General features: G+C 52.6%; 16 protein-coding genes. 12 read left to right on the top strand and 4 right to left on the bottom strand.

Annotation, left to right across the window (positions count from 1 at the left end; translation table 11 throughout):
* Nucleotides 1–27: 27 nt before the first annotated feature.
* On the top strand, nt 28–1,188 hold the full coding sequence (locus tag DFQ01_RS15745; RefSeq protein ID WP_110044845.1) for a Gfo/Idh/MocA family protein: 1,161 nt from the start codon (nt 28–30) through the stop codon (nt 1,186–1,188).
* A 31-nt stretch (nt 1,189–1,219) separates the two neighbouring features.
* The gene (locus DFQ01_RS15740) at nt 1,220–2,293 is read left to right on the top strand and encodes a Gfo/Idh/MocA family protein (RefSeq protein ID WP_110044844.1); all 1,074 of its coding nucleotides are present in this window, start codon (nt 1,220–1,222) and stop codon (nt 2,291–2,293) included.
* A 133-nt stretch (nt 2,294–2,426) separates the two neighbouring features.
* On the opposite strand, the gene DFQ01_RS32195 is transcribed toward DFQ01_RS15740, so the two are convergent.
* Entirely contained in the window at nt 2,427–2,555 is a 129-nt protein-coding gene (locus DFQ01_RS32195) for a YjcZ family sporulation protein (protein ID WP_425452406.1), read from the bottom strand.
* 223 nt (nt 2,556–2,778) lie between these two features.
* Here DFQ01_RS32195 and DFQ01_RS15735 point away from each other — a divergent pair, with 223 nt between their 5' ends.
* The 5 genes from DFQ01_RS15735 (at nt 2,779) to DFQ01_RS15715 (ending at nt 8,062) form a co-directional block, all read left to right on the top strand.
* Nucleotides 2,779–4,311: a hypothetical protein gene (locus tag DFQ01_RS15735; protein WP_110044843.1), complete on the top strand. Its 1,533-nt coding sequence runs from the start codon at nt 2,779–2,781 to the stop codon at nt 4,309–4,311.
* A complete protein-coding gene (locus tag DFQ01_RS15730; protein ID WP_110044842.1) occupies nt 4,308–6,239 on the top strand; it encodes a TOMM precursor leader peptide-binding protein in 1,932 nt (643 codons plus the stop codon). The genes DFQ01_RS15735 and DFQ01_RS15730 overlap by 4 nt, the downstream gene beginning before the upstream one ends.
* An 86-nt stretch (nt 6,240–6,325) precedes the next feature.
* Nucleotides 6,326–6,910, top strand: coding sequence for a TMEM175 family protein (locus tag DFQ01_RS15725; protein ID WP_110044875.1), 585 nt, complete (start codon nt 6,326–6,328; stop codon nt 6,908–6,910).
* Between the two features lie 245 nt (nt 6,911–7,155).
* On the top strand, nt 7,156–7,569 hold the full coding sequence (locus DFQ01_RS15720) for a DoxX family protein (RefSeq protein ID WP_110044874.1): 414 nt from the start codon (nt 7,156–7,158) through the stop codon (nt 7,567–7,569).
* A 22-nt stretch (nt 7,570–7,591) separates the two neighbouring features.
* Entirely contained in the window at nt 7,592–8,062 is a 471-nt protein-coding gene (locus DFQ01_RS15715) for a phage tail protein (protein WP_110044841.1), read from the top strand.
* Nucleotides 8,063–8,128: 66 nt separating this feature from the next.
* Here DFQ01_RS15715 and DFQ01_RS15710 read toward each other — a convergent pair whose 3' ends face one another.
* Nucleotides 8,129–9,001, bottom strand: coding sequence for a helix-turn-helix transcriptional regulator (locus DFQ01_RS15710; protein WP_110044840.1), 873 nt, complete (start codon nt 8,999–9,001; stop codon nt 8,129–8,131).
* Between the two features lie 113 nt (nt 9,002–9,114).
* Between DFQ01_RS15710 and DFQ01_RS15705 the strand changes: the two genes are divergently transcribed.
* Both DFQ01_RS15705 and DFQ01_RS31395 read left to right on the top strand, forming a co-directional pair.
* Nucleotides 9,115–10,638, top strand: a complete 1,524-nt coding sequence (locus DFQ01_RS15705; RefSeq protein WP_110044839.1) for a glycoside hydrolase family 31 protein — start codon at nt 9,115–9,117, stop codon at nt 10,636–10,638.
* Nucleotides 10,639–10,998: 360 nt separating this feature from the next.
* A complete protein-coding gene (locus tag DFQ01_RS31395) occupies nt 10,999–11,094 on the top strand; it encodes a putative holin-like toxin (RefSeq protein WP_219993704.1) in 96 nt (31 codons plus the stop codon).
* A 202-nt stretch (nt 11,095–11,296) separates the two neighbouring features.
* Here DFQ01_RS31395 and DFQ01_RS15700 read toward each other — a convergent pair whose 3' ends face one another.
* Together DFQ01_RS15700 and DFQ01_RS15695 are read right to left on the bottom strand one after the other, a co-directional pair.
* A complete protein-coding gene (locus DFQ01_RS15700) occupies nt 11,297–11,881 on the bottom strand; it encodes a YdeI/OmpD-associated family protein (protein ID WP_110044838.1) in 585 nt (194 codons plus the stop codon).
* Nucleotides 11,882–11,905: 24 nt separating this feature from the next.
* The gene (locus DFQ01_RS15695; RefSeq protein WP_174812847.1) at nt 11,906–12,898 is read right to left on the bottom strand and encodes an AraC family transcriptional regulator; all 993 of its coding nucleotides are present in this window, start codon (nt 12,896–12,898) and stop codon (nt 11,906–11,908) included.
* 150 nt (nt 12,899–13,048) lie between these two features.
* Between DFQ01_RS15695 and DFQ01_RS15690 the strand changes: the two genes are divergently transcribed.
* The 3 genes from DFQ01_RS15690 (at nt 13,049) to DFQ01_RS15680 (ending at nt 19,288) form a co-directional block, all read left to right on the top strand.
* Nucleotides 13,049–15,598, top strand: coding sequence for a beta-glucosidase (locus DFQ01_RS15690; protein ID WP_110044836.1), 2,550 nt, complete (start codon nt 13,049–13,051; stop codon nt 15,596–15,598).
* A gap of 412 nt (nt 15,599–16,010) precedes the next feature.
* Complete coding sequence (locus DFQ01_RS15685) at nt 16,011–17,783, top strand: sensor histidine kinase (RefSeq protein WP_110044835.1); 1,773 nt, start codon at nt 16,011–16,013, stop codon at nt 17,781–17,783.
* A gap of 5 nt (nt 17,784–17,788) precedes the next feature.
* Nucleotides 17,789–19,288, top strand: a complete 1,500-nt coding sequence (locus DFQ01_RS15680; protein ID WP_110044834.1) for a response regulator transcription factor — start codon at nt 17,789–17,791, stop codon at nt 19,286–19,288.
* Nucleotides 19,289–19,296: the final 8 nt, after the last annotated feature.

Raw genomic sequence — 19,296 nt, 5'->3', positions numbered from 1 at the left:
TAGCAGCGCAATGGAGGGGACGCTAACATGTTGAAGGTAGCAATCATCGGCGCAGGGGCAATCTCGTCGGCTCATATTCAAGGCTACTTGCAGTTCAAGGAACGTTGTCAGATAGTTGCTCTATGCGACCTATATCCGGAGAAGGCAGAAGAGAAGAAGCAGCAGTTCGGCCTAGATGGTGCGAAGGTTGTAAAGGACTACAAGGCGCTGCTGCAAGATGGCATTGATATCGTATCGGTCTGCATGCCGCCTTACTTCCATGCTCCGGTCTCCATCGATTTCTTGAACGCAGGCAGTCACGTCCTCGTCGAGAAGCCGATGGCAGCCTCGCTCGAGGAATGCGACGCGATGATCGAGGCAGCGGAGAAGAACGGGAAGATCTTGTCCGTCGTTGCGCAGAACCGATTCACCAATCCGCTCATGAAATTGAAGTCCGTCCTGGACAGTGAGCTGGCGGGCCGAATCCTGCACGCACAGGTCAATTCCTTCTGGTGGCGCGGTCACTGCTACTACGATCTGTGGTGGCGCGGGACGTGGGAGAAGGAAGGCGGCGGCTGCACGCTCAACCATGCGGTTCACCATATCGACGCGCTGCTCTGGATGATGGGCCGGCCGACGCAGGTGCAAGCATTCATGAGCAACGTCGCGCATGATAACGCGGAGGTTGAAGATCTGTCGATTGCGATGCTCAAATTCCCGAACGGCGCATTGGGCCAGATTACGAGCTCGGTCGTGCATCACGGGGAAGAGCAGCTGATGATTTTCCAAGGGCAGAACGCTCGCGTCTCGGCTCCTTGGAAGGTAACCGCTTCTACGTCCTTGCAGAACGGATTCCCGAAGAAGGACGAAGAGCTGGAGCAGCAGATTGAGCAGCTGTACAGCGAGCTCGCGGATCTCCAATATACGGGTCATGCGGCTCAAATCGACAATGTGCTTGGCGCAATCGAGACGGGCGGGCCTGTCCTCATTGACGGCGTCAGCGGACGCAGTACACTGGAGTTAATTACGAGCATCTATAAATCGGCTTCGACCGGGGAGCTTGTCCAGCTTCCGCTGGCGAAGGATGATCCTTTCTATACGCAAGCAGGCTTGAAGCAGAATGTAACGCATTTTTACGAAAAAAGCAGCCACGTCGAAAACTTCGCCACGCAGCAGATTACGATCGGAACGAGCTTGGAGACCAAATAAACGGATAACCGATAATGGGAGGACTATATCGATGTCATCGAACGACGGAATGAATTACGCACCGAAGGGCAAGCCGAATCCGGTTGTAGAGCCAGGACAATTCGTTATCGCGGCTGTCGCGCTTGATCATGGTCACATCTATGGAATGGTGAACGGCCTGCTGGAAGCGGGCGCAACGATCAAGTGGGTGTACGATCAAGAGCGTGCAAGAGCAGAAGCGTTCGCGAGCAAATACCCGGGGGTGCGAATCGCAGACTCGGAGGAAGAAGTGCTTCAAGATGCAGAGGTGCAGCTCGTTGCTGGCGCTGCGATTACGTCCGAGCGGTGCGCGCTTGGCCTGCGCGTCATGGACGCGGGCAAGGATTATTTTACAGATAAGGCGCCGTTCACGACCTTGGAGCAATTGGAGTCCGCTCGTGCGAAGGTGCGCGAGACGGGCAAGAAGTATATGGTCTATTACAGCGAGCGTCTGCACGTGGAGTCGGCAGTGTATGCGGGACAGCTCATCGAGCAGGGAGCGATCGGACGCGTCATTCAAGTGACGGGTTTTGGTCCGCACCGACTGAATGCGCCAGCTCGTCCAGATTGGTTTTTCCAGAAGGAACGTTATGGCGGCATTATTTGCGATATCGGCAGCCATCAGATCGAGCAGTTTCTGTTCTATGCCGGCTGTAAGAAGGGCGAGGTGCTGCATAGCAAAATAGCCAACTACAACAACCCGCAGTATCCGGAGCTCGACGATTTCGGCGACGCGACGCTGCTTGGCGATAACGGCGCAACGGGCTACTTCCGCGTGGACTGGTTTACACCGGACGGGTTAGGCGTATGGGGAGATGGTCGTACGCTCATTCTCGGAACGGAAGGCTATATTGAGCTGCGGAAGTACATCGATATTGGCAGAGAGCGCACGGGCAACCATGTCTATCTGGCGAATCAAGAGGGCGAGTTCCACTTCAATGTCAGCGGACAAGTCGGCTATCCGTTCTTCGGGCAGCTCATTCTGGATTGCTTGAACCGTACGGAAAATGCAATGACACAAGAGCATGCGTTCATGGCCGCGGAGCTGTGCCTCAGAGCGCAGGTAGAGGCTGTGAAGATTCAATAGGAGGAAGGCACAAGAACACAGCCGGGCATCCGATCGAGGATGTGCCGGCTTATTTATGCTTACGAGCACTTGAGTGCTGTTAGGCGAAAACCGCCCGGGCTGCGTGAACAGCCGCCGGGCGTTGTACGTTATATTAGATAATGGCGCGAAGAACAATGACCAGCAGGATGAAAAGTACGAGAATTACACCGATAGATGAAAATCCACCAATACAGCTGCAACTACAGCTACAGCTGCCTACACCACCTAAATATCCTCCCATTTTGTTTTCCTCCCTTCTTGCTTCAGAAGCATTGTATGAGTTCAAGCTGATCGTGGACCGGGCACACATGAAATTGGGTGAACGTAAGGGATTATTCGTTGTGACAAGCTGCCAGTTAACCAATTCCTACTAAGCATCACTTCACTCACTCACGTAATGAGACAAAGAGGGGCGTCATAGCTTAACTTCATAAGCGTGTCACGCAAGGGACGGAGGTTAACGGATGTTTTCTCAAGGTGAAGGGGTGCTTGCGGTTGGCTCCGGGGCAATCTTGGTCGCGCTTGTGCAGGCATGGTATGAATCGGGTTTATCCAAGCTCACCGTGCTTGTAACGAACACGCAGCCTACAGACATAGAGGAGCTCAAGACCGCTCTGGAACAAACGCTGCTCAGCGATTCGGAGGCCGTTCTGAATATCCTTGAAGCAGCAAAAGACAACGAAGTGGATTGGGAGGCTGCGGTTCGACCTTATTTCTTTATTGCGTATGTTGCTCAGCAGGGTGACCTAGAAGAGCTCCAGAAGCTTCAGGTCGCTTGCCTAGCACAAAAGAAGCTGCTGCTCTCCGCTATGATTTTAAGAGGAAGGGGGATGGTTGGTCCGCTGCTGGATCCGGAAGGAGACGGCCGCTTTGCATCTGCATGGAGGCGTGTGCATTCGACCGTTTTTCCTGAGAACTGGGAATCACAGCCTTTCTCTGCTGCGGCCTCAACCCTATTATCGAATCTCATCGTGAATGAATGGCATAAACGTCTGGGCGGAGAACCCAATTGCAGAAATCAATGCTATCTCTTAAATCCCCTCACGTTAGAAGGAAGTTGGCATCCGATACTTCCTCATCCGTTCTTATCTAGACTTGAACCCGTCCGCGCAGTGCTGGATCCCGAGCTTTACCTCGAAACGGAGCATGAGCCTAATGCAGAGGAATGGTTTTCTTGGTTCAGCAGCCTAACCTCAGAGGTGTCGGGCATTTTCCACGTTTGGGAGGAAGGGACATTGAACCAGCTCCCGCTGGCACAGTGTCTCGTTCAACCTGCCGACCCGCTGTCTGAAGGGCCTTCGAGGCTTCTTCCGACGATCGTCAGCAGCGCTCTGACGCATGCAGAGGCGCGGCGGGAGTCGGCGCTTGCAGGACTTGAATCTTACACGGCACGCATGGCTCCGCAGCTAGTTCCTGAATCGCTCTTACTTCAGCAGGAACAGATCCATATCGGAGCGGGGCTCACCTTCGCCGAAGCCGTTAGGCGCGGGCTGAGTACTTATTTATCCAGAGCGTTGGGCAATCGGACCATTCATCAAGCACTGATTCTCAAGCACGGCATGGAATGTACCCGAATGGAAGACGTGCAGTGTCAGTTTTATTGGCAAGCCTTAAATATTCTAGAAGGCGAACCTCTAATCACAACCGGAGAGTCGCTGCTCGGCTTTCCAGTCGTATGGGTTCATTCGGGTGATTGTTGGTATGGCGGCGTTAGCCTTAGTGTGACGCTTGCGCTTCGCCAATCGCTGAAGAATGCCTTGATGAAAACGGAGGCGGCCTCCGTTTCTTCTGTGATTTGGAATAATCCCAAGCAACAGAGCGTTACCATTCCCTCCGGTGATCCAATCGATCATGCGCTATGGGTGCGATCTGCCGTTCAGATTTTGAAGCAGCAGCATACACGGCTGGAGGTCTTCGATCTGAGGTGGGAGTCTTTTCTGAGAGAGGGGCCGGTTGAAGTAGTTGGCATCATGCTAAGTGAGGAGGTTTCCTCATGAAAACGGTAGCGGTTATTGGAGAGGGGACGCTTGCGGATACGGTGTGCAAGCATTTGGCGGGAATCCACGTCGTGCGCAGACCGGATTTCAATGAAGCTTTGCCACCTGCTGGATTGGTGTTGGTGCTGGGAGGGAATGCCTCCGTTCATCAAGAAGCAGAAGGGATTCTGCAGCCGCTTGGTATCCCTTGGCTATGCTGCTACGTGTACCAAGGAGAAGGAATGGTAGGGCCGCTAATCCGTCCGGGGCAACCAGGTTGTTCCCAATGTGCGGACATAAGGCGCTCCAGGGCGGGACGCGACCGTGAGGAGATGGACGATGAGCTGATGAGTTTGGTCTTTCCTGATCTTTCTCCTCCTCCTCTGGAAGAGTTGTCCCCTTCGGGATTGCGACATTTAGCATATATTCTCGCTGCGGAAGTGGCTAAGGTACTTCGTGGTGAAGAGGCTCATGCAGAAGGCAGCATCTATTTCGTTAATCTTAGTACGTTGAGAACGACCATTCACTACGTCTTACCGGAGTCCAATTGTCCGGTTTGCAGCCAATTGCCGGATGATTCGATGGAGGCGGCTAAGATAACCTTAAGACCGTGCATGAAGCTTAGCCGAGACCATTACCGCAGTCGGTCGATACGTGATCTGCAGAAGGTTCTTCGTAGAGATTATTGGGACAGTCGGACCGGACTGTTAAACGACAAGCAGTTAGATTTACTATCTGTTTTTGCTAGCAGCGTTGCGAACCTTCCTACGAGCATGTTCAACGAGGTGACGGGAGGTCATTCTCATTGTTACGCAGATAGCGAGCTTGCTGCCATCCTGGAGGGATTGGAACGATATTGCGGCTTCGCTCCCCGGGGCAAACGAACGGTTGTATACGACAGTTATTCCAATTTGAAAAATACAGCAATGGATCTGTCGCGGATTGGGTTCCATTCACAGGAGCAGATCGAGCGGCCGGGTTTTCTCCTCGTGCCTTTTGACCCTTCCGCCGAGATGCCATGGGTCTGGGGATATTCATTTCTACAGGAACGTCCGATTCTAGTGCCCGAGCGGCTGGGCTATTACAGCTTTGGCTATGAAGGAGGTTTTGTTTATGAGACCTCTAACGGCTGCGCGATTGGGGGGAGTCTGGAGGAAGCGATCTTGTACGGCCTATTAGAAGTGGTGGAGCGGGATTCGTTCTTGATGACTTGGTACGCTAGACTGACTGTGCCTCGGCTCGATTATCGCTCATCGGAAGACAAGGAACTCGTGCTGATGATCGAACGTGTAAGAGCAGTAACTGGATACGAGGTGCAGCTGTATAACACGACGATGGAACACGGCATTCCAAGGATCTGGGCTGTTGCGAAAGGAGGAGCGGATCAGAAATTGAACCTTGTCTGTGCTGCGGGAGCTCATCTAGACCCGATCCGTGCCGCCAAGAGCGCTGTCCATGAGCTGGACGTCACGATTACAAGAATGGAGGGACGTTGGGAAGCGCGCCAAATGGAAGCAGAGGCTATGTTTCATGATTCTTCCCTTGTACAGGACATGGAGGATCATGCCCTGCTATATAGCCTGCCGCAATCGGAGGAGAGGCTCGGGTTTTTGTTGAACGAACAACGTCCTCTTCGGACTTTCCAAGAACAATTCGTTCCCGTCTTGAAGCATGACGATTTGACGGATGACCTGAAGCAAGTGCTGCAGGTGTTTCGCAACTTGAATCTGGAAGTCATTGTCATCGACCAATCATCGAGCGAGACGCTCCGCAACGGTCTGTACTGCGTAAAAGTGCTAATACCGGGAATGATTCCGATGACGTTCGGACACCAGTTTACCCGATTAATAGGACTCGACAGAGTATTAGAAGTACCGATGGAACTAGGATACACCAATCGCCGACTGTCACCTGAGGAGCTTAATCCTTATCCGCATCCGTTTCCGTAGTTCGTGTTAATAGTTGTCGGGGATAGAGCTGAGAATGTGTTATAGTAGGGGAAAAAGTCGCGATGCGAGGAAAAGGTGAAGCAACTCTGAGAGCGAATCGGATGGAAGCCTTCAGTGATGGCGTACTGGCGATCATCATTACGATCATGGTATTGGAATTTAAAGTGCCAGAAGGCGATGACTGGAACTCATTGATCGAACTGGGGCCTAAGATACTTAGCTACATATTCAGTTTCGTTTATATCGGCATCTACTGGAACAATCATCATCATCTATTGCACATGGTTCGAACAATGAACGGGCGGTTGATGTGGCTTAACCTGCTGCTTCTCTTTTGGTTGTCCCTTATACCGTTCACAACAGCTTGGATGGGAGACAGCCATTTTGCCGCCACTCCAACAGCGTTGTATGGCATTATTCTACTTCTCGCGGCATCTGCGTATTGGCTGCTTCAGCGCGGGATCTTCAATCAGCATTCCCACGATCCTCATTTCGTCAAATTGATAGGGAAAGACTGGAAGGGGAAGCTATCTCCGCTGCTTTACTTGACCGCGGTCCTGACTGCGTATGTGAGTTCGTGGATATCCGGCTTCTTCTTCGTTCTTGTTGCCGTGGTCTGGTTCGTGCCAGATAAGCGAATCGAGCAAGCCCTGCACAATAAAGAGAACTAAACAAACAAGGAAAGAGCTGCCGCGGGCAGCTCTTTCCTTGTTTTTCTTGCCGCATAACAATTTATAAGTTTTCGAGTTTTTCGAAAATACCAATTCTTATTGGCGATATCTTTTTTAATGATGTCTATTGACCGGACACCATTTGGTGTCTTATAATCAATTCGACACCAAATGGTGTCTTATTGAAAGCGATTATTTCGCCATTATAAAAACATTGAGCTTGGAGGAGAAAACGCATGCGTACAATGAATGTTACCGCAAACGCCGTCAGATCCGGAACGCAGTCTCGCGTACAAACGATTGCCTATTGGACCGTCACCTTACTGCTCGCAATATCGATTACGTTAAGTGGCATTGGACAGTTGATGCGATTGGGGGGCAATGACGAGTTAGTGACGGATATCGGTTTCCCGTTGTACATCACGAACATTCTCGGGACTTGGAAATTGCTTGGCGTCCTAGCCATCATTGCACCAGGTTTTCCACGGCTCAAAGAATGGGCGCACGCCGGCATTTTCTTTCTGATGACAGGTGCGGCTTTCTCCCATGCACTCGCTGACGACTATGGAGATTACGGGTTCAATCTGATCCTTCCGCTTTTCTATGCCGCATTGAATATTGCCTCGTGGGCGCTGCGTCCGAAGAATCGTAAATTTTAAATTATAAGAGGAGAGATAAACAATGTCCTATATCGTAGATTTCAAGAATGTGTCCACAGTCGGTTTAGAAACCTCGCCAGCAGCAGAAGCGCTTGCTGGTCTGCGCGCCAATGAAGCCCGTTATTTCATGAACAAATACAAGCATGAATTTGCGGTTGTACCGGCGAGCGAGAGCCAAGAGACGCTGGATTACGTGAACCGGGTGCTGAAAGAAGAACGCAATATCGAGTTTGCGGCCAAACCGTTGGAAACGTCTATTTTTCAAGTGGACAATATTAGATGGGCGTTCGTCTTCTACGAGGATGGGCTTGGCATCAACGTATTGTATACCGTCGATGATCCGAAGAAGCGGGCCGTCGGCTTCAAACTTTCCGAGGGGATGGAAGTGCCAGCGGAGCTAGGGAAGTTCAAGTTTGCAAGGCAGAAGTCTAAGCTGGCCGGAACGATTCGGGGTTCGTTCTTCGTAATTAAAGGAGAATATGAAGTAGGATAAACAGGGGGAATAGGAAGAGCCGCGTCTTTGAACGAGATGCGGCTTTTTTCCTCAATCCAGCACCAATCACCGTTCATAAAATACCGCGTCATACGGGAACTCCAGCTTTTTCATCCGATACTCCTTCGGCGTCATGTTCATGTACGTTCGGAATACTTTGCCGAAGTAGCTGGGGCTGTCGAAGCCGCACTGCTGTCCGATCTCGTGTACAGGCAAATCCGTCTTTCGAAGCATGCCAAGAGCGGCTTCAACTCTTCGGTCCCGCAGGTAGGCGAGAGGAGAGGTGTGCTCCGACTTCTGGAACAATCGGCAGAAATAATGCTTGTTAACCCCGCAATGATCAGCGATGAGGTCCAGCGTTAACGGCTCGGCGTAATGCTCCAACATGAAACGTTTGGCTTTCTCCATCATTGTAATGGAATTGGCACTCATCTCTCTGCCGAGCTCGCGGCTCGTCCGAACGAGCGTAAGCATCCACTCATACGCCAAGGCGGACAGCTGATATTTATCCGTCACCTTCTCTTTGGTTATGGCTCGCATGATCTTCCAGAATCCCTCAATAACAGGAGAGTCGAGCTCTCGGCTCAGAATCGGACCTTCTTGACCGATAACGAGATCCCAGATCCGTTCCGCTTCATCTCCACGCAGATTGAGCCAAATGATCTCCCACGGCTCATCTTGCTCGGCCTTGTAATAGCGATGCTTGCTCGGCACCTTCACCAGAAAGCCGGTTCCCTTCGGCAGTAGAAAACGCTGCTGATCGATCTCGATCCAGCCCTGACCGCTAATGGTATATTGAAAAATAACATGACCGACGTCCGGACGTTCGAGGCCATCATGGCTGTACGTCGAGCTGCGAATGTTCTGCCAGCCAATCGAATCGATCGTCAATATGGAACGATCTTCGGTACGGAATGCATAGGATGAAGGCGATAGCATGCGATATACCTCCTCGCTGTGAAGTCAATTTTGTTATAGTATATAGCACAACATTAAGATTGTCGCCCTTATCCGCTCACTGTAAGCTGGGTGTAGATAAGGAGTGATAGTCAATGAACGAAGTCATTATCGAGCTATTATCGGAAGAGTATTGGTGGGGCGGACGAGCCGCGGATGGCCGAAGCATGCCGTATGGCGGTATGTCGCTGCACAGCGTGGATTTGACGAGCAATTTTAATGGAAACCAGGCTTGTCCTTTTCTAGTGTCGAGTAAGGGCAGATATATTTGGAGCGAGGAGCCGTTTGCGTTTCAATTCGATCAGGGGACGCTTAGCGTCAGCAGTGAAGCAGGGGCTATCGATTTGAGCGAAGGGCATGGCACGTTGCGGGGAGCGTACCTTCATGCGTCGAAGGCTTATTTTCCGCCGGTTCCGGCCATCCCGGAGGAGCTGTTATTCACAGCGCCGCAATATAATCTGTGGATCGAGCTGCTCTATGAACCGACGCAGGAGAAGGTGCTGCAATATGCACGGGATGTGCTGGCGAATGGGATGCCTCCGGGCGTTATTATGATCGATGACAATTGGCACGAGCCATATGGTACGTGGGAGTTCCATTCTGGCCGATTCCCGAATCCGAAGGAGATGGTCGATGAGCTGCATGCGATGGGCTTCCAAGTCATGCTTTGGTTATGTCCGTTCATCAGCCCAGATTCGCTAACGTTCCGCAAACTTAACCCAACAGGTATCTTGCTCAAGGATCGCGAGGGCAGAACGGCCCTTCGCAAATGGTGGAACGGCTGCAGTGCGGTGCTCGATTGCACGAATCCGGCAGCCGTCGAGTGGATTCATGCGCAGATGGATGCGCTGCAACAGCGATATGGGATCGATGGGTTCAAGCTGGATGCGGGTGATCCTGAGTTCTATGAAGCGGATGATCAGAGCTATATGCCAGGCGCATCACGTAATGCACATTGTGAAGCTTGGTCGAGAGTCGGACTGAAGTATCCGCTCAACGAATACCGTGCGTGCTGGAAGCTGGCAGGCCAGCCGCTCGTCCAGCGGTTGAAGGATAAGGGACATGAATGGGAAGGCAACGGACTTGATGCGTTGATTCCCGACGGTTTGGCACAAGGGCTGCTCGGCTATGCGTATATTTGCCCGGATATGATCGGCGGCGGGGAATATATGAATGTGACGTCGGCACGCTTTGACTCGGAGTTGTTCGTTCGTTATGCGCAGTGCTCGGCCTTGTTCCCGATGATGCAATTCTCTGCAGCACCCTGGCGGGTGTTGGACGAGGAGCATCTGGGGTACTGTGTCGAGGCGGCGAAGCTGCATGCACAGCTTGGACCTGAGATTTTAGAGCTGGCCAAGCAATCCGCTATAACAGGTGAGCCGATCCTTCGGCATATGGCGTATGCGTTCCCAGAGGCGGGGATGGAGGCGGTCATCGACCAGTTCATGCTCGGCAGCAACTTGCTAGTAGCTCCTGTAGTGAAGAAGGGGGCTCGAACGCGGGAGGTTACGTTCCCGTCTGGCACATGGGTCGGCGATGATGGCAGCGTTGTGGAAGGGCCGGGAGTGGTGCTTGTTGAAGTGCCGCTGAGCAGGCTGCCTTGGTATAGGAAGGGCTAGTGTGCAAGAAAGAACGGGCAGGTCATTAGGGCGGCGTTAGGCTTTCGAGCACCGCGCCGGGAGTCGCGCGCGGTGCAGATTAAGCGTAGTAGAACCACACTTAATCGAGCGTAAACCTCGCTCAGCAACCGATAAGTGTGGCGCAACCACACTTATCACCGCTCCGGCGCTCGAATAAGGAGCTGCATACTGGATTAAGCGTGGTAACGCCACGCTTAATCGTGCGTAAACCACACTCTGAAGGGATTAAGTACGGTTTAGCCACACTTAATGCTTCGCCAAACCTTCAGGAGCATCGAAGTAAAGGTGGACAATTAAATCTTGGGTGGGCATGGTTTCCCTTCGAAGGGAGGTGAGGCCATGAAAGTAGAGGCAGCATTGACGATTATGTTCTTATTCGGATCGTTTATCCTTGCACTACTTACTTACATCTCGAATAACTACAAGAAGAAATAAAGAACCCACCCCAAGGTTGACCGCCGAAGGTGGGTTCTTATTCGTCTAGTGACACTAGAAGGGGATAACCCCATCCAAGCCGATTGTCAGGCCGAGTGTTAGCGCACTCGGCTTCTTTACAAGTATGATAACACAATTGGAAAAAGAAGTGAACTATCTGCGAACAAGGAGTAAGAGTGTCGGTTTCAATACGAATAACACGCTAAGGATAGATCTTCTCGCCCTTCTCCAGCATCTCCACGAACTGCGCAATTTTCTTCTTACGCGTTTCTTCCTTCTTCACGTTATGAATGCGGAACAGGATTGCATATTTATTTTGCCGATTCAACGTTTCGTAAAATGCTTTCGCCTTCTCGTTACGCTCCAATTCGGCCGCGAAATCTTCAGGCATTGTGGCATTGCTTTGCGACTCGTAAGCCTTGTCCCATAGTCCATTCTGCTTGGCCTTCTCAATGGCTTCGAGGCCAGCGGGCTTCATCCGGCCATTGGCAATAAGCAGCTCGACCTTATCTACATTCACCTTCGACCAGATGCTCTTCGGCCCGCGCGGCGTGAACCGCTGCAGCCACGACTTGTCATCGAGCTTTTCCTTCTGGCTGTCAATCCATCCGTAACATAACGCAACATCGAGCGCTTCCGCATAATTCACGGATTGAATGCCAGAATCCTTCTTCGCAATTTGCAGCCGGAAGCCTGGGGACGTAGCGTGGTTTGCCGCGAGCCACTCTTCAAGCGCTTGCGGGTCCTCGAACAACATAACCGGTAGTTCACTCGCCTTCGCTTTCATCGCCATTCACCCTCCTCATTCAAGTTATTGTCCGCCGCTGCGTTTCTCATTCCGATAAACCATCGGCGTCGCACCATACTGCTCGGCGAAGATACGATAGAAGAAGCCGAGACTGCTGTAGCCGACCGACGCCGCAATATCCTCGATCGCGCGATTCGTATTCGCGAGCAGGTCGGCCGCTTGGATGAGCCGTTGTGTCTTAACCAGCTCGATGAACGTTTTGCCAGTCCGCTTTTTCAGCAAATTCCCCAGATAGTTGGAATTAAAATTAAACGAACGAGACAACGAAGTCAACGTGCAGTCCCGGTAGTTTCTCTCGATATAGTTCAGCACTTGAATCAGATCCGCCCGCGACTCCGCCTGGTCTCCAGCACGATTCGTACGAACCGTGTACACGCGCATGAGCTCGGTGAAGATCAGCATGATGTAGTTATAGATCATTTCCTTCGCATAAGCACGATCTCCGAACGCCTCGCACATCAGGCTTCGCATGAACCAATGCAGCTCCCCGTGCTCCCCGCACTCGAACACAATATAGCGGTTATGATTCGTGTTCTCCGTGATCGCATTGGCGAGGAAATCAGAGACGATCCCCTGCGAGCTGAATCGGCTCAAGAACGAGGTGGTGAACGTTTCTTTCTTCATAATGATATTGATCAGAATATCGCCTTCGCCCATCGTCTCAATCCCGTGCACCACATCCGAATCAAGCAGACAGACCTGCCCTTCGCGAAGCACGACGTCCTCGCCGTTGATCGACTGCCTGCATGTACCCGAGTAGATGTAATTCAGCTCGATAAAATCGTGATAATGGAGCGGCATCGGCGCGAAACGGTTATGTTTGCGAATATGGATAGGCCCGTTGGTGAAAAATGGCGAGTCCGGCATGCGGAAGGGGCCTTCCTCATGCCGACGCGGTGCAGATGCAATATCATTGACGTTCTGCTTCAGCGCGAGCTGCTTCGCTTCTGTCTCATTGTTCGCTCTCAGATACCGATCAAGCTCGCTGTGATTCATGGAGGTGCTCCTTTCCGCATGATCTGTAAATCGGAGAATGATAGCCGTAAATACAGAATTGTTACGACGTGAAGAAAGCGTTTTAATAAGGATATCGCAGTTCTTGTACAACATGCAATCGGATAATGATGCAGAGAGGATGAGCAGACGATGAAGCCTTGGATGAATAGATTGCTCGACACGGAGCAGAGAGTGAAGGAGCTGCTCGCAGCGATGTCGCTCGATGACAAGCTCGCGCTAATGAATGGCGGAACGCCAGATGAGAAGCTGAGCATTCCTATATTGAAGCTGAACGACGGACCCGGCGGCGTTACAGGTCCACACGAGCAGGTGGGCACGCAGCTTCCGGCGCCGATCGCGCTTGGCGCTGCTTTCAACCAAGAAGCGGCCCGCATTTATGGCGAGGTTGTAGGCAAGGATGCGCAAGAGCGGGGAACCTCGCTGCTGCTCGGCCCGACCGTCAACATTGCCCGCACGCCGCTCAATGGCCGGACCTTCGAAGGTTATGGCGAAGATCCGCTGCTGTCGGCAGCAACGGGAACAGCGGTCATTCAGGGCATTCAGGAGCAAGGCGTCATGGCCTGCGTAAAGCATTATGCAGCGAATAATCAGGAGTTCGACCGCTTCACCCAGAACAGCATCATCGATGAGCGGACGTTAAGAGAAATCTATCTCCCGGCGTTCGAAGCCGCTGTCCGTGAAGGGAAGGCCGCTTCCATCATGGCGTCCTACAATCGGATCAACGGAACGCACGGAGCGGAGAATATGTACCTGCTGCAGCAGGTGCTGAAGGACAATTGGCAGTTCGACGGCTTCGTCGTTTCTGACTTTCTAGCGACTCAGAGTACGGTCCCATCCCTATACGCAGGACTCGACTATGAGCTGACGATTCCGCACAAGCGGTTCTATGGCGAGCCATTAAAGCAGGCTGTCGCAGATGGCCAAGTGTCGATGGCGATGATTGACGACAGCGCTGGCCGCATTCTCCGCCAAATGTTCAGCTTCGGCTTGTTCGACCGGGAGCAGGTAGACTCACCAGCATCAACACCAACACCAACACCAACACCAACACCAACACCAACAGCATCTAGCCCATACATCCAGCATGATGAAGAATCGCTGTACCTAGCTGAACAATCAATCGTCCTGCTGCAAAATAACAATAATGTTCTGCCGCTAACATCAACTGGTTCGATCGCCGTCATCGGACAAGCTGCCGTCAACCTTATCGCATCCGGCGGCGGCAGCGCTCATGTACCGAACGTCAGCGTTATGACGCCGCTTGCGGCAATGGAGCGCCGTGCCGGCGCGAACCTGCAAGTGACCTATGCGCCAGGAACGGCGCCCGTTCCGATGGGACCTTCGTTCGTTTATCCATCGCCGAATGTGAATTTGACGATTCCTCCGGATCGGTTCGATGGTGGTCTGATCATGACATCCTATGCTTCGTATGATTTGAGCGGCGAACCGCTCCATACGCAAGCGATGCCGAACCTTCGCTTGAACTGGCAGTTCGACGGTGTGCCGTATACCTCTTCCGCGAAGTGGACCGGTACGCTGACGCCGAAGGAAAGCGCAGATTACACGTTTTATCTTCCAGCCTCCGGCGGGGCGCGACTCTACCTAGATGGGGAGCTCATCATCGACAATTGGGCGTTCCAGACGCTCTATTCAATCGGAAGGAAGAGGATGGAATCCGGTATAAGCGTACAAGTCGAAGTGCATTATAAGGCTGTCATAGGGGAACATGCATCGCTGCCGTCAATCGCATTGGAATGGTATGCGGGAACGGATCATCCATTAATAGAGGAAGCTGTTCGGACTGCAAGCACTGCTGATACGGCAATTGTATTCGTGAACGATTATATGACCGAGCACTTCGACAAGCCGTCGCTGTCGCTGCCTGGTATGCAGGACGAGCTTATTGCCGCCGTTGCGGCAGCAAATCCGAACACGATTGTCGTGCTCAATACCGGCGGACCGGTTGCAATGCCGTGGCTGGACCAAGTCGCAGCAGTAGTTGAAGCGTGGTATCCGGGACAGCTGGGCGGAGAAGCGATTGCGAAAGTATTGTTCGGCGATACGAATCCGTCAGGCCGTCTGCCAATGACATTCCCGAAATCGCTTGAGCAAGGGCCGCTGAGCAGCACGGGACAATACCCTGGCATCGGGCTAGATACGGTCTATTCCGAGAAGTTGAAAATCGGCTACCGTTGGTTCACGGCTGAAGAGGAGGAGCTGCTGTTCCCGTTCGGACACGGTTTATCCTATACTTCGTTCCGTTACGACGCAATCGAGATCAAGCAGGTGGAGAACGACGGACTCCCTCGCTTACAGGTTTCATTCGACATCTCGAATGTCGGAGAGCACGACGGTCAAGCAGTGCCGCAGCTGTATGTTCGTTACCCAAGCGCAGCCGGCGAGCCGGCGCTCCAATTGAAGAACTATGCGAAGCTCGAAATACGAGCTGGCGGCACCACCCGAGCGGTAATGCTGCTCACGCCGCGTTCGTTCAGCACGTGGAGCACCAAGCGCAATAGGTGGGAAGTGTCCGAAGGAGCTTTCACCATTCTGATAGGCGAATCTTCCGAGCGTATCGTACTAGAAGCGGCAGTCGTGCCGTCCCGCGAGTTTGCAGCTGCAGTCGAGCAATGCGAGAGCGTGCTGCATGGCTTGGCGAATCCGTCACATCGTAATTAGCATAGGATCGAAGGGAGCTGTCCCAGATGCATGTAAGATGCACTGGCGACAGCTTTACTTGTTCTAATGAAGCGGTTGCTCAAGCCGGCATAACGGTCATCCTTTTCGATAAATGACGCGCGATCACTTGTGTAATCCTGCAAAAGATGCAGGTAATTCTAGTCTAAATCACGGGATAAGGAGAAATGGTCGGAAATTGATGCAGTAAATGCAAGCTTTCCACATCGTGAGTAATAGGAAGCCTTAAAACCTGCATGAATGGCGGTTTCCATCAACGGAGCACATGTATCTCACCCAAAAAAACCAGACATCCCACCTAAAAAAAGTGCGCTGTGATAATCCTCATGTATTCGTTTACAATGGATGAAACAACCTTACTATGGGCCGAATCGGCCACAGGAGCTCGAGTCGGATGCGTGGATTTTCTCTACTTACGTTTCTTAAGCAATTTCGTCCTCGCCGGCTTCGGACCAGAATACTGCTCGCTGTTGTGCTGTTGTCCGTCCCGCCGCTCATTATTCTTGGCGCGATTTCGGTCAACATTTCGAAGGATACGATCGTGCATAACCATTTGGACAACAACGAGCATAACTTGAAGACGGCCAGCGAGGTTGCCGACCTATTATTTCGCAACGTCATTAATATGCATCGATTAATATTGGCGAACGACCAGCTTCGCGAGGAGCTGAAGGCAAGCGCACAACCTGACGGGCATGTGCTTGATCTACGGACGGCTAATCGTCTGCAAAATTTAGTCGTACGCAATTTGATCGACACGCGCCATATCGATTCCATTTGTTTATTCGATCGAGGGTACCACTCGGTCTGTTACGGCAGCACCGATGCCAATGCTGGCATCTATGCGGATGAGCCAAGCCGCTCGATGATCGGTCAGACGGACTGGTACAAGCGGGCTGCAGCCGCGAACGGCAAAGAGGTTTTCTTCAGCTATAACGTGCTTCAATCTGGTTCATCGCGCAATCCGAGCGGCTCCTTCTCCAGTGTGAAGCTGCTTCGCGATCCGGCGAACTTCCGTCCGATTGGACTGCTGGTCATTAACCTGAAGAGCACGATTTTCGAGCAGGCAATGAACGACGAAGAGGACAGCGGATTTATTGTGCTCGATACGACGAGCAATGTGACGCGCAGCGTCTACGCGCAGAACACCTCGATCTCGAATCTGATCAACTGGGACGATAACGAAGCGGCGGTGCTTCACAATTTGCATGAACACGGCTATCTGACGGTCGGCTACCGCAATGCGACGACGGATTGGACGTTCCTCCACATCGTCAAAGCGAAGGTGCTGCTGCAGGATTCCAATCGGATCACGACCGTCACGATGCTGATCGCCGCGATTATCGCGCTTGTTGCCATCGTATTGTCGCTGTTCGTCTCCGGCAGCATTACAAGGCCGCTTCTGCAATTGAAGAAAATGATGGTAGACTGGTCGAAAGGCTCCGGCACATCGATGCAAGGAACCTCCTTCGAGGAAGACGAGGTTGGGGCAATCGGCGAGACCTTCCGGAAGATCTCGTCTGAGAATCAGCTGCTTAACGAGCGGCTGATCCATTCGCAGCTGAAGGAGCGGGAGGCGGAGCTTCGAACGCTGCAGGCGCAGATTAAGCCGCATTTTCTATACAACACGCTGGATTCGATCTATTGGATGGCTATTTTGCAAAATAACACCGATATCGCGAAGATGACCGTCGCTTTGTCCGAAAGCTTCAAAATCAGCTTGAACAAAGGCAAGGAAACGATTCCTGTGTTCCGCGAGCTGGAGCATATCGAGCATTACATGACGATTCAGAACCTGCGTTATAAGTCTCGGTTCCGTTATATCGTGGATGTTGAACAGGAGCTGATGAGCCTGGAAATCTTGAAGCTCATTCTTCAGCCGCTCGTCGAGAACGCCATCTATCACGGCTTGGAGCCGAAGATCGGCGAAGGCATGATCCGCTTAACAGGCAGGATGGAGGACGGCACCGCTGTCTTCACTGTTGAGGATGACGGCGTCGGCATGGCGGATACGAGCGTAACGGAGAAGGGATACGGTCTGACGAATGTGAAGGAGCGCATTATGCTCTATTATGGACATCGAAGCTCGCTTCGCGTAAGCAGTGAACCCGGCAGAGGGACAACCGTCGAGATTCGTTTCCGGCCAAATGAAATCAGAGAGGTTTGAGGGACATGCTAAGAGCCGTTATATTCGACGATGAATATATTGTGACGCAAGGTCTTCAAATGATGGTGGATTGGTCCAAATACGGCATCCAGCTTGTCGGCACCGCGGAGGACGGCCTGGCGGCCAGACAGATGGTGCGGGAGCTGCGGCCGGATATCGTCATGACGGACATCCGGATGCCTGGCATAACCGGACTTGAGCTGATCGAACAGATTACGAAGGAGCAGCCGGATACGGCGTGCATCGTCTTCAGCGGCTTCAACGAATTCGAATATATCCGCACGGCGCTCAAGCTCGGCGTCATCGATTACCTAGACAAGCCGATTACGCTGGAGAAAATCGACGAAGCGCTCCGGCGGACGATCGCGCGGATCGGCCGCCAGCAGGAGCATGTCCAGATGCGCACGCAGCTGGAGGCGAATAAGGATGCGCTGCTGGAGAAGGCGGCGCTTGATTTGCTGCTGCTTGGGGAAGAGGCTGTTCCCGCTTGGCGTGCAGCCTTCGGCGAAGCTAATGCAGGGCGGGCAGTTGGTGTTACCGTGCTCGCTGCGACAGGTAAGGGGGAGCGGCTGGACGAGCATCCCTCGTACAAAACGATCTCTTTTCCTTACGGCAAAGAGTGGATCACGGTCGTTGTTCATTTCGAGCTGCCTGCAGATGAATTGTGGGAGCATCTGACGCTTCTCTCCTTGCAGACGCAGGTGACGATTGGTTCGGGGCAGACGTATCCGAATGCTGCCGAAGCGGGTCTGAGCTACAAGGAAGCGATTCGTGCGCTGCGCTATGCGGTCTTCCTCGAAGAGAAGGGCTGGACCCGATTCGAGCCGGTCGAAGAGCATCTGCCAAGCGGATTAACCGACAGGGAAGAAGAGATCGTCTTCTGCATGCGGACGGGCAACAAGGATGGGCTGCTGAAGCAGTTAGATCAGTACAAGCATGAGATGGAGATTCAGCGGCTGAGTCCAGAGCAGGTCGAGCGGGAGGTGCTGAAGCTCGCTTACATCGGCTATCAGGTGGCGAAGGAGTCCGGCTGGGATTCCAAGCAGCAGGCGAATGTATCGTACCGCGAGCTTGGCGAGATGTCGTCGCGGGACCGGATGTTTGAATGGCTGCAGGGGCAGATGGAGATGCTGCACAATTTTATGCGGGAAGATAAACATGCGACGAGTCACAATGCGGTCGAGAAGGCGCTTGCCTTCATCGATCAGAACTACTCGCAGTCCTGCACGCTGCAGGAGCTGGCGGAGCATGTGGGCATGAACGCGACTTATCTAAGCCTGCTGTTCAAGGAGAAGGTCGGCATCTCCTATATCAAATACGTGACCAAGCTGCGCATGGAGCAAGCGAAGATGCTGCTGCTTAAAGGTATGCTGGTCAACGACGTGAGCAAGAAGGTCGGGTATTTCAACTATCGGCATTTTACGGAGCAGTTCAAGAAATATACGGGCGTCACGCCAAGCCAATATCGCGAGGGGCATGTCGCCACGAAGGTTAGCGAGGAATAGGAGGTGGT

The organism is Paenibacillus cellulosilyticus, assembly GCF_003182255.1.
Classification (GTDB): Bacteria; Bacillota; Bacilli; order Paenibacillales; family Paenibacillaceae; genus Paenibacillus_T; species Paenibacillus_T cellulosilyticus.
This window is presented reverse-complemented; position numbering and strand designations above follow the sequence as displayed.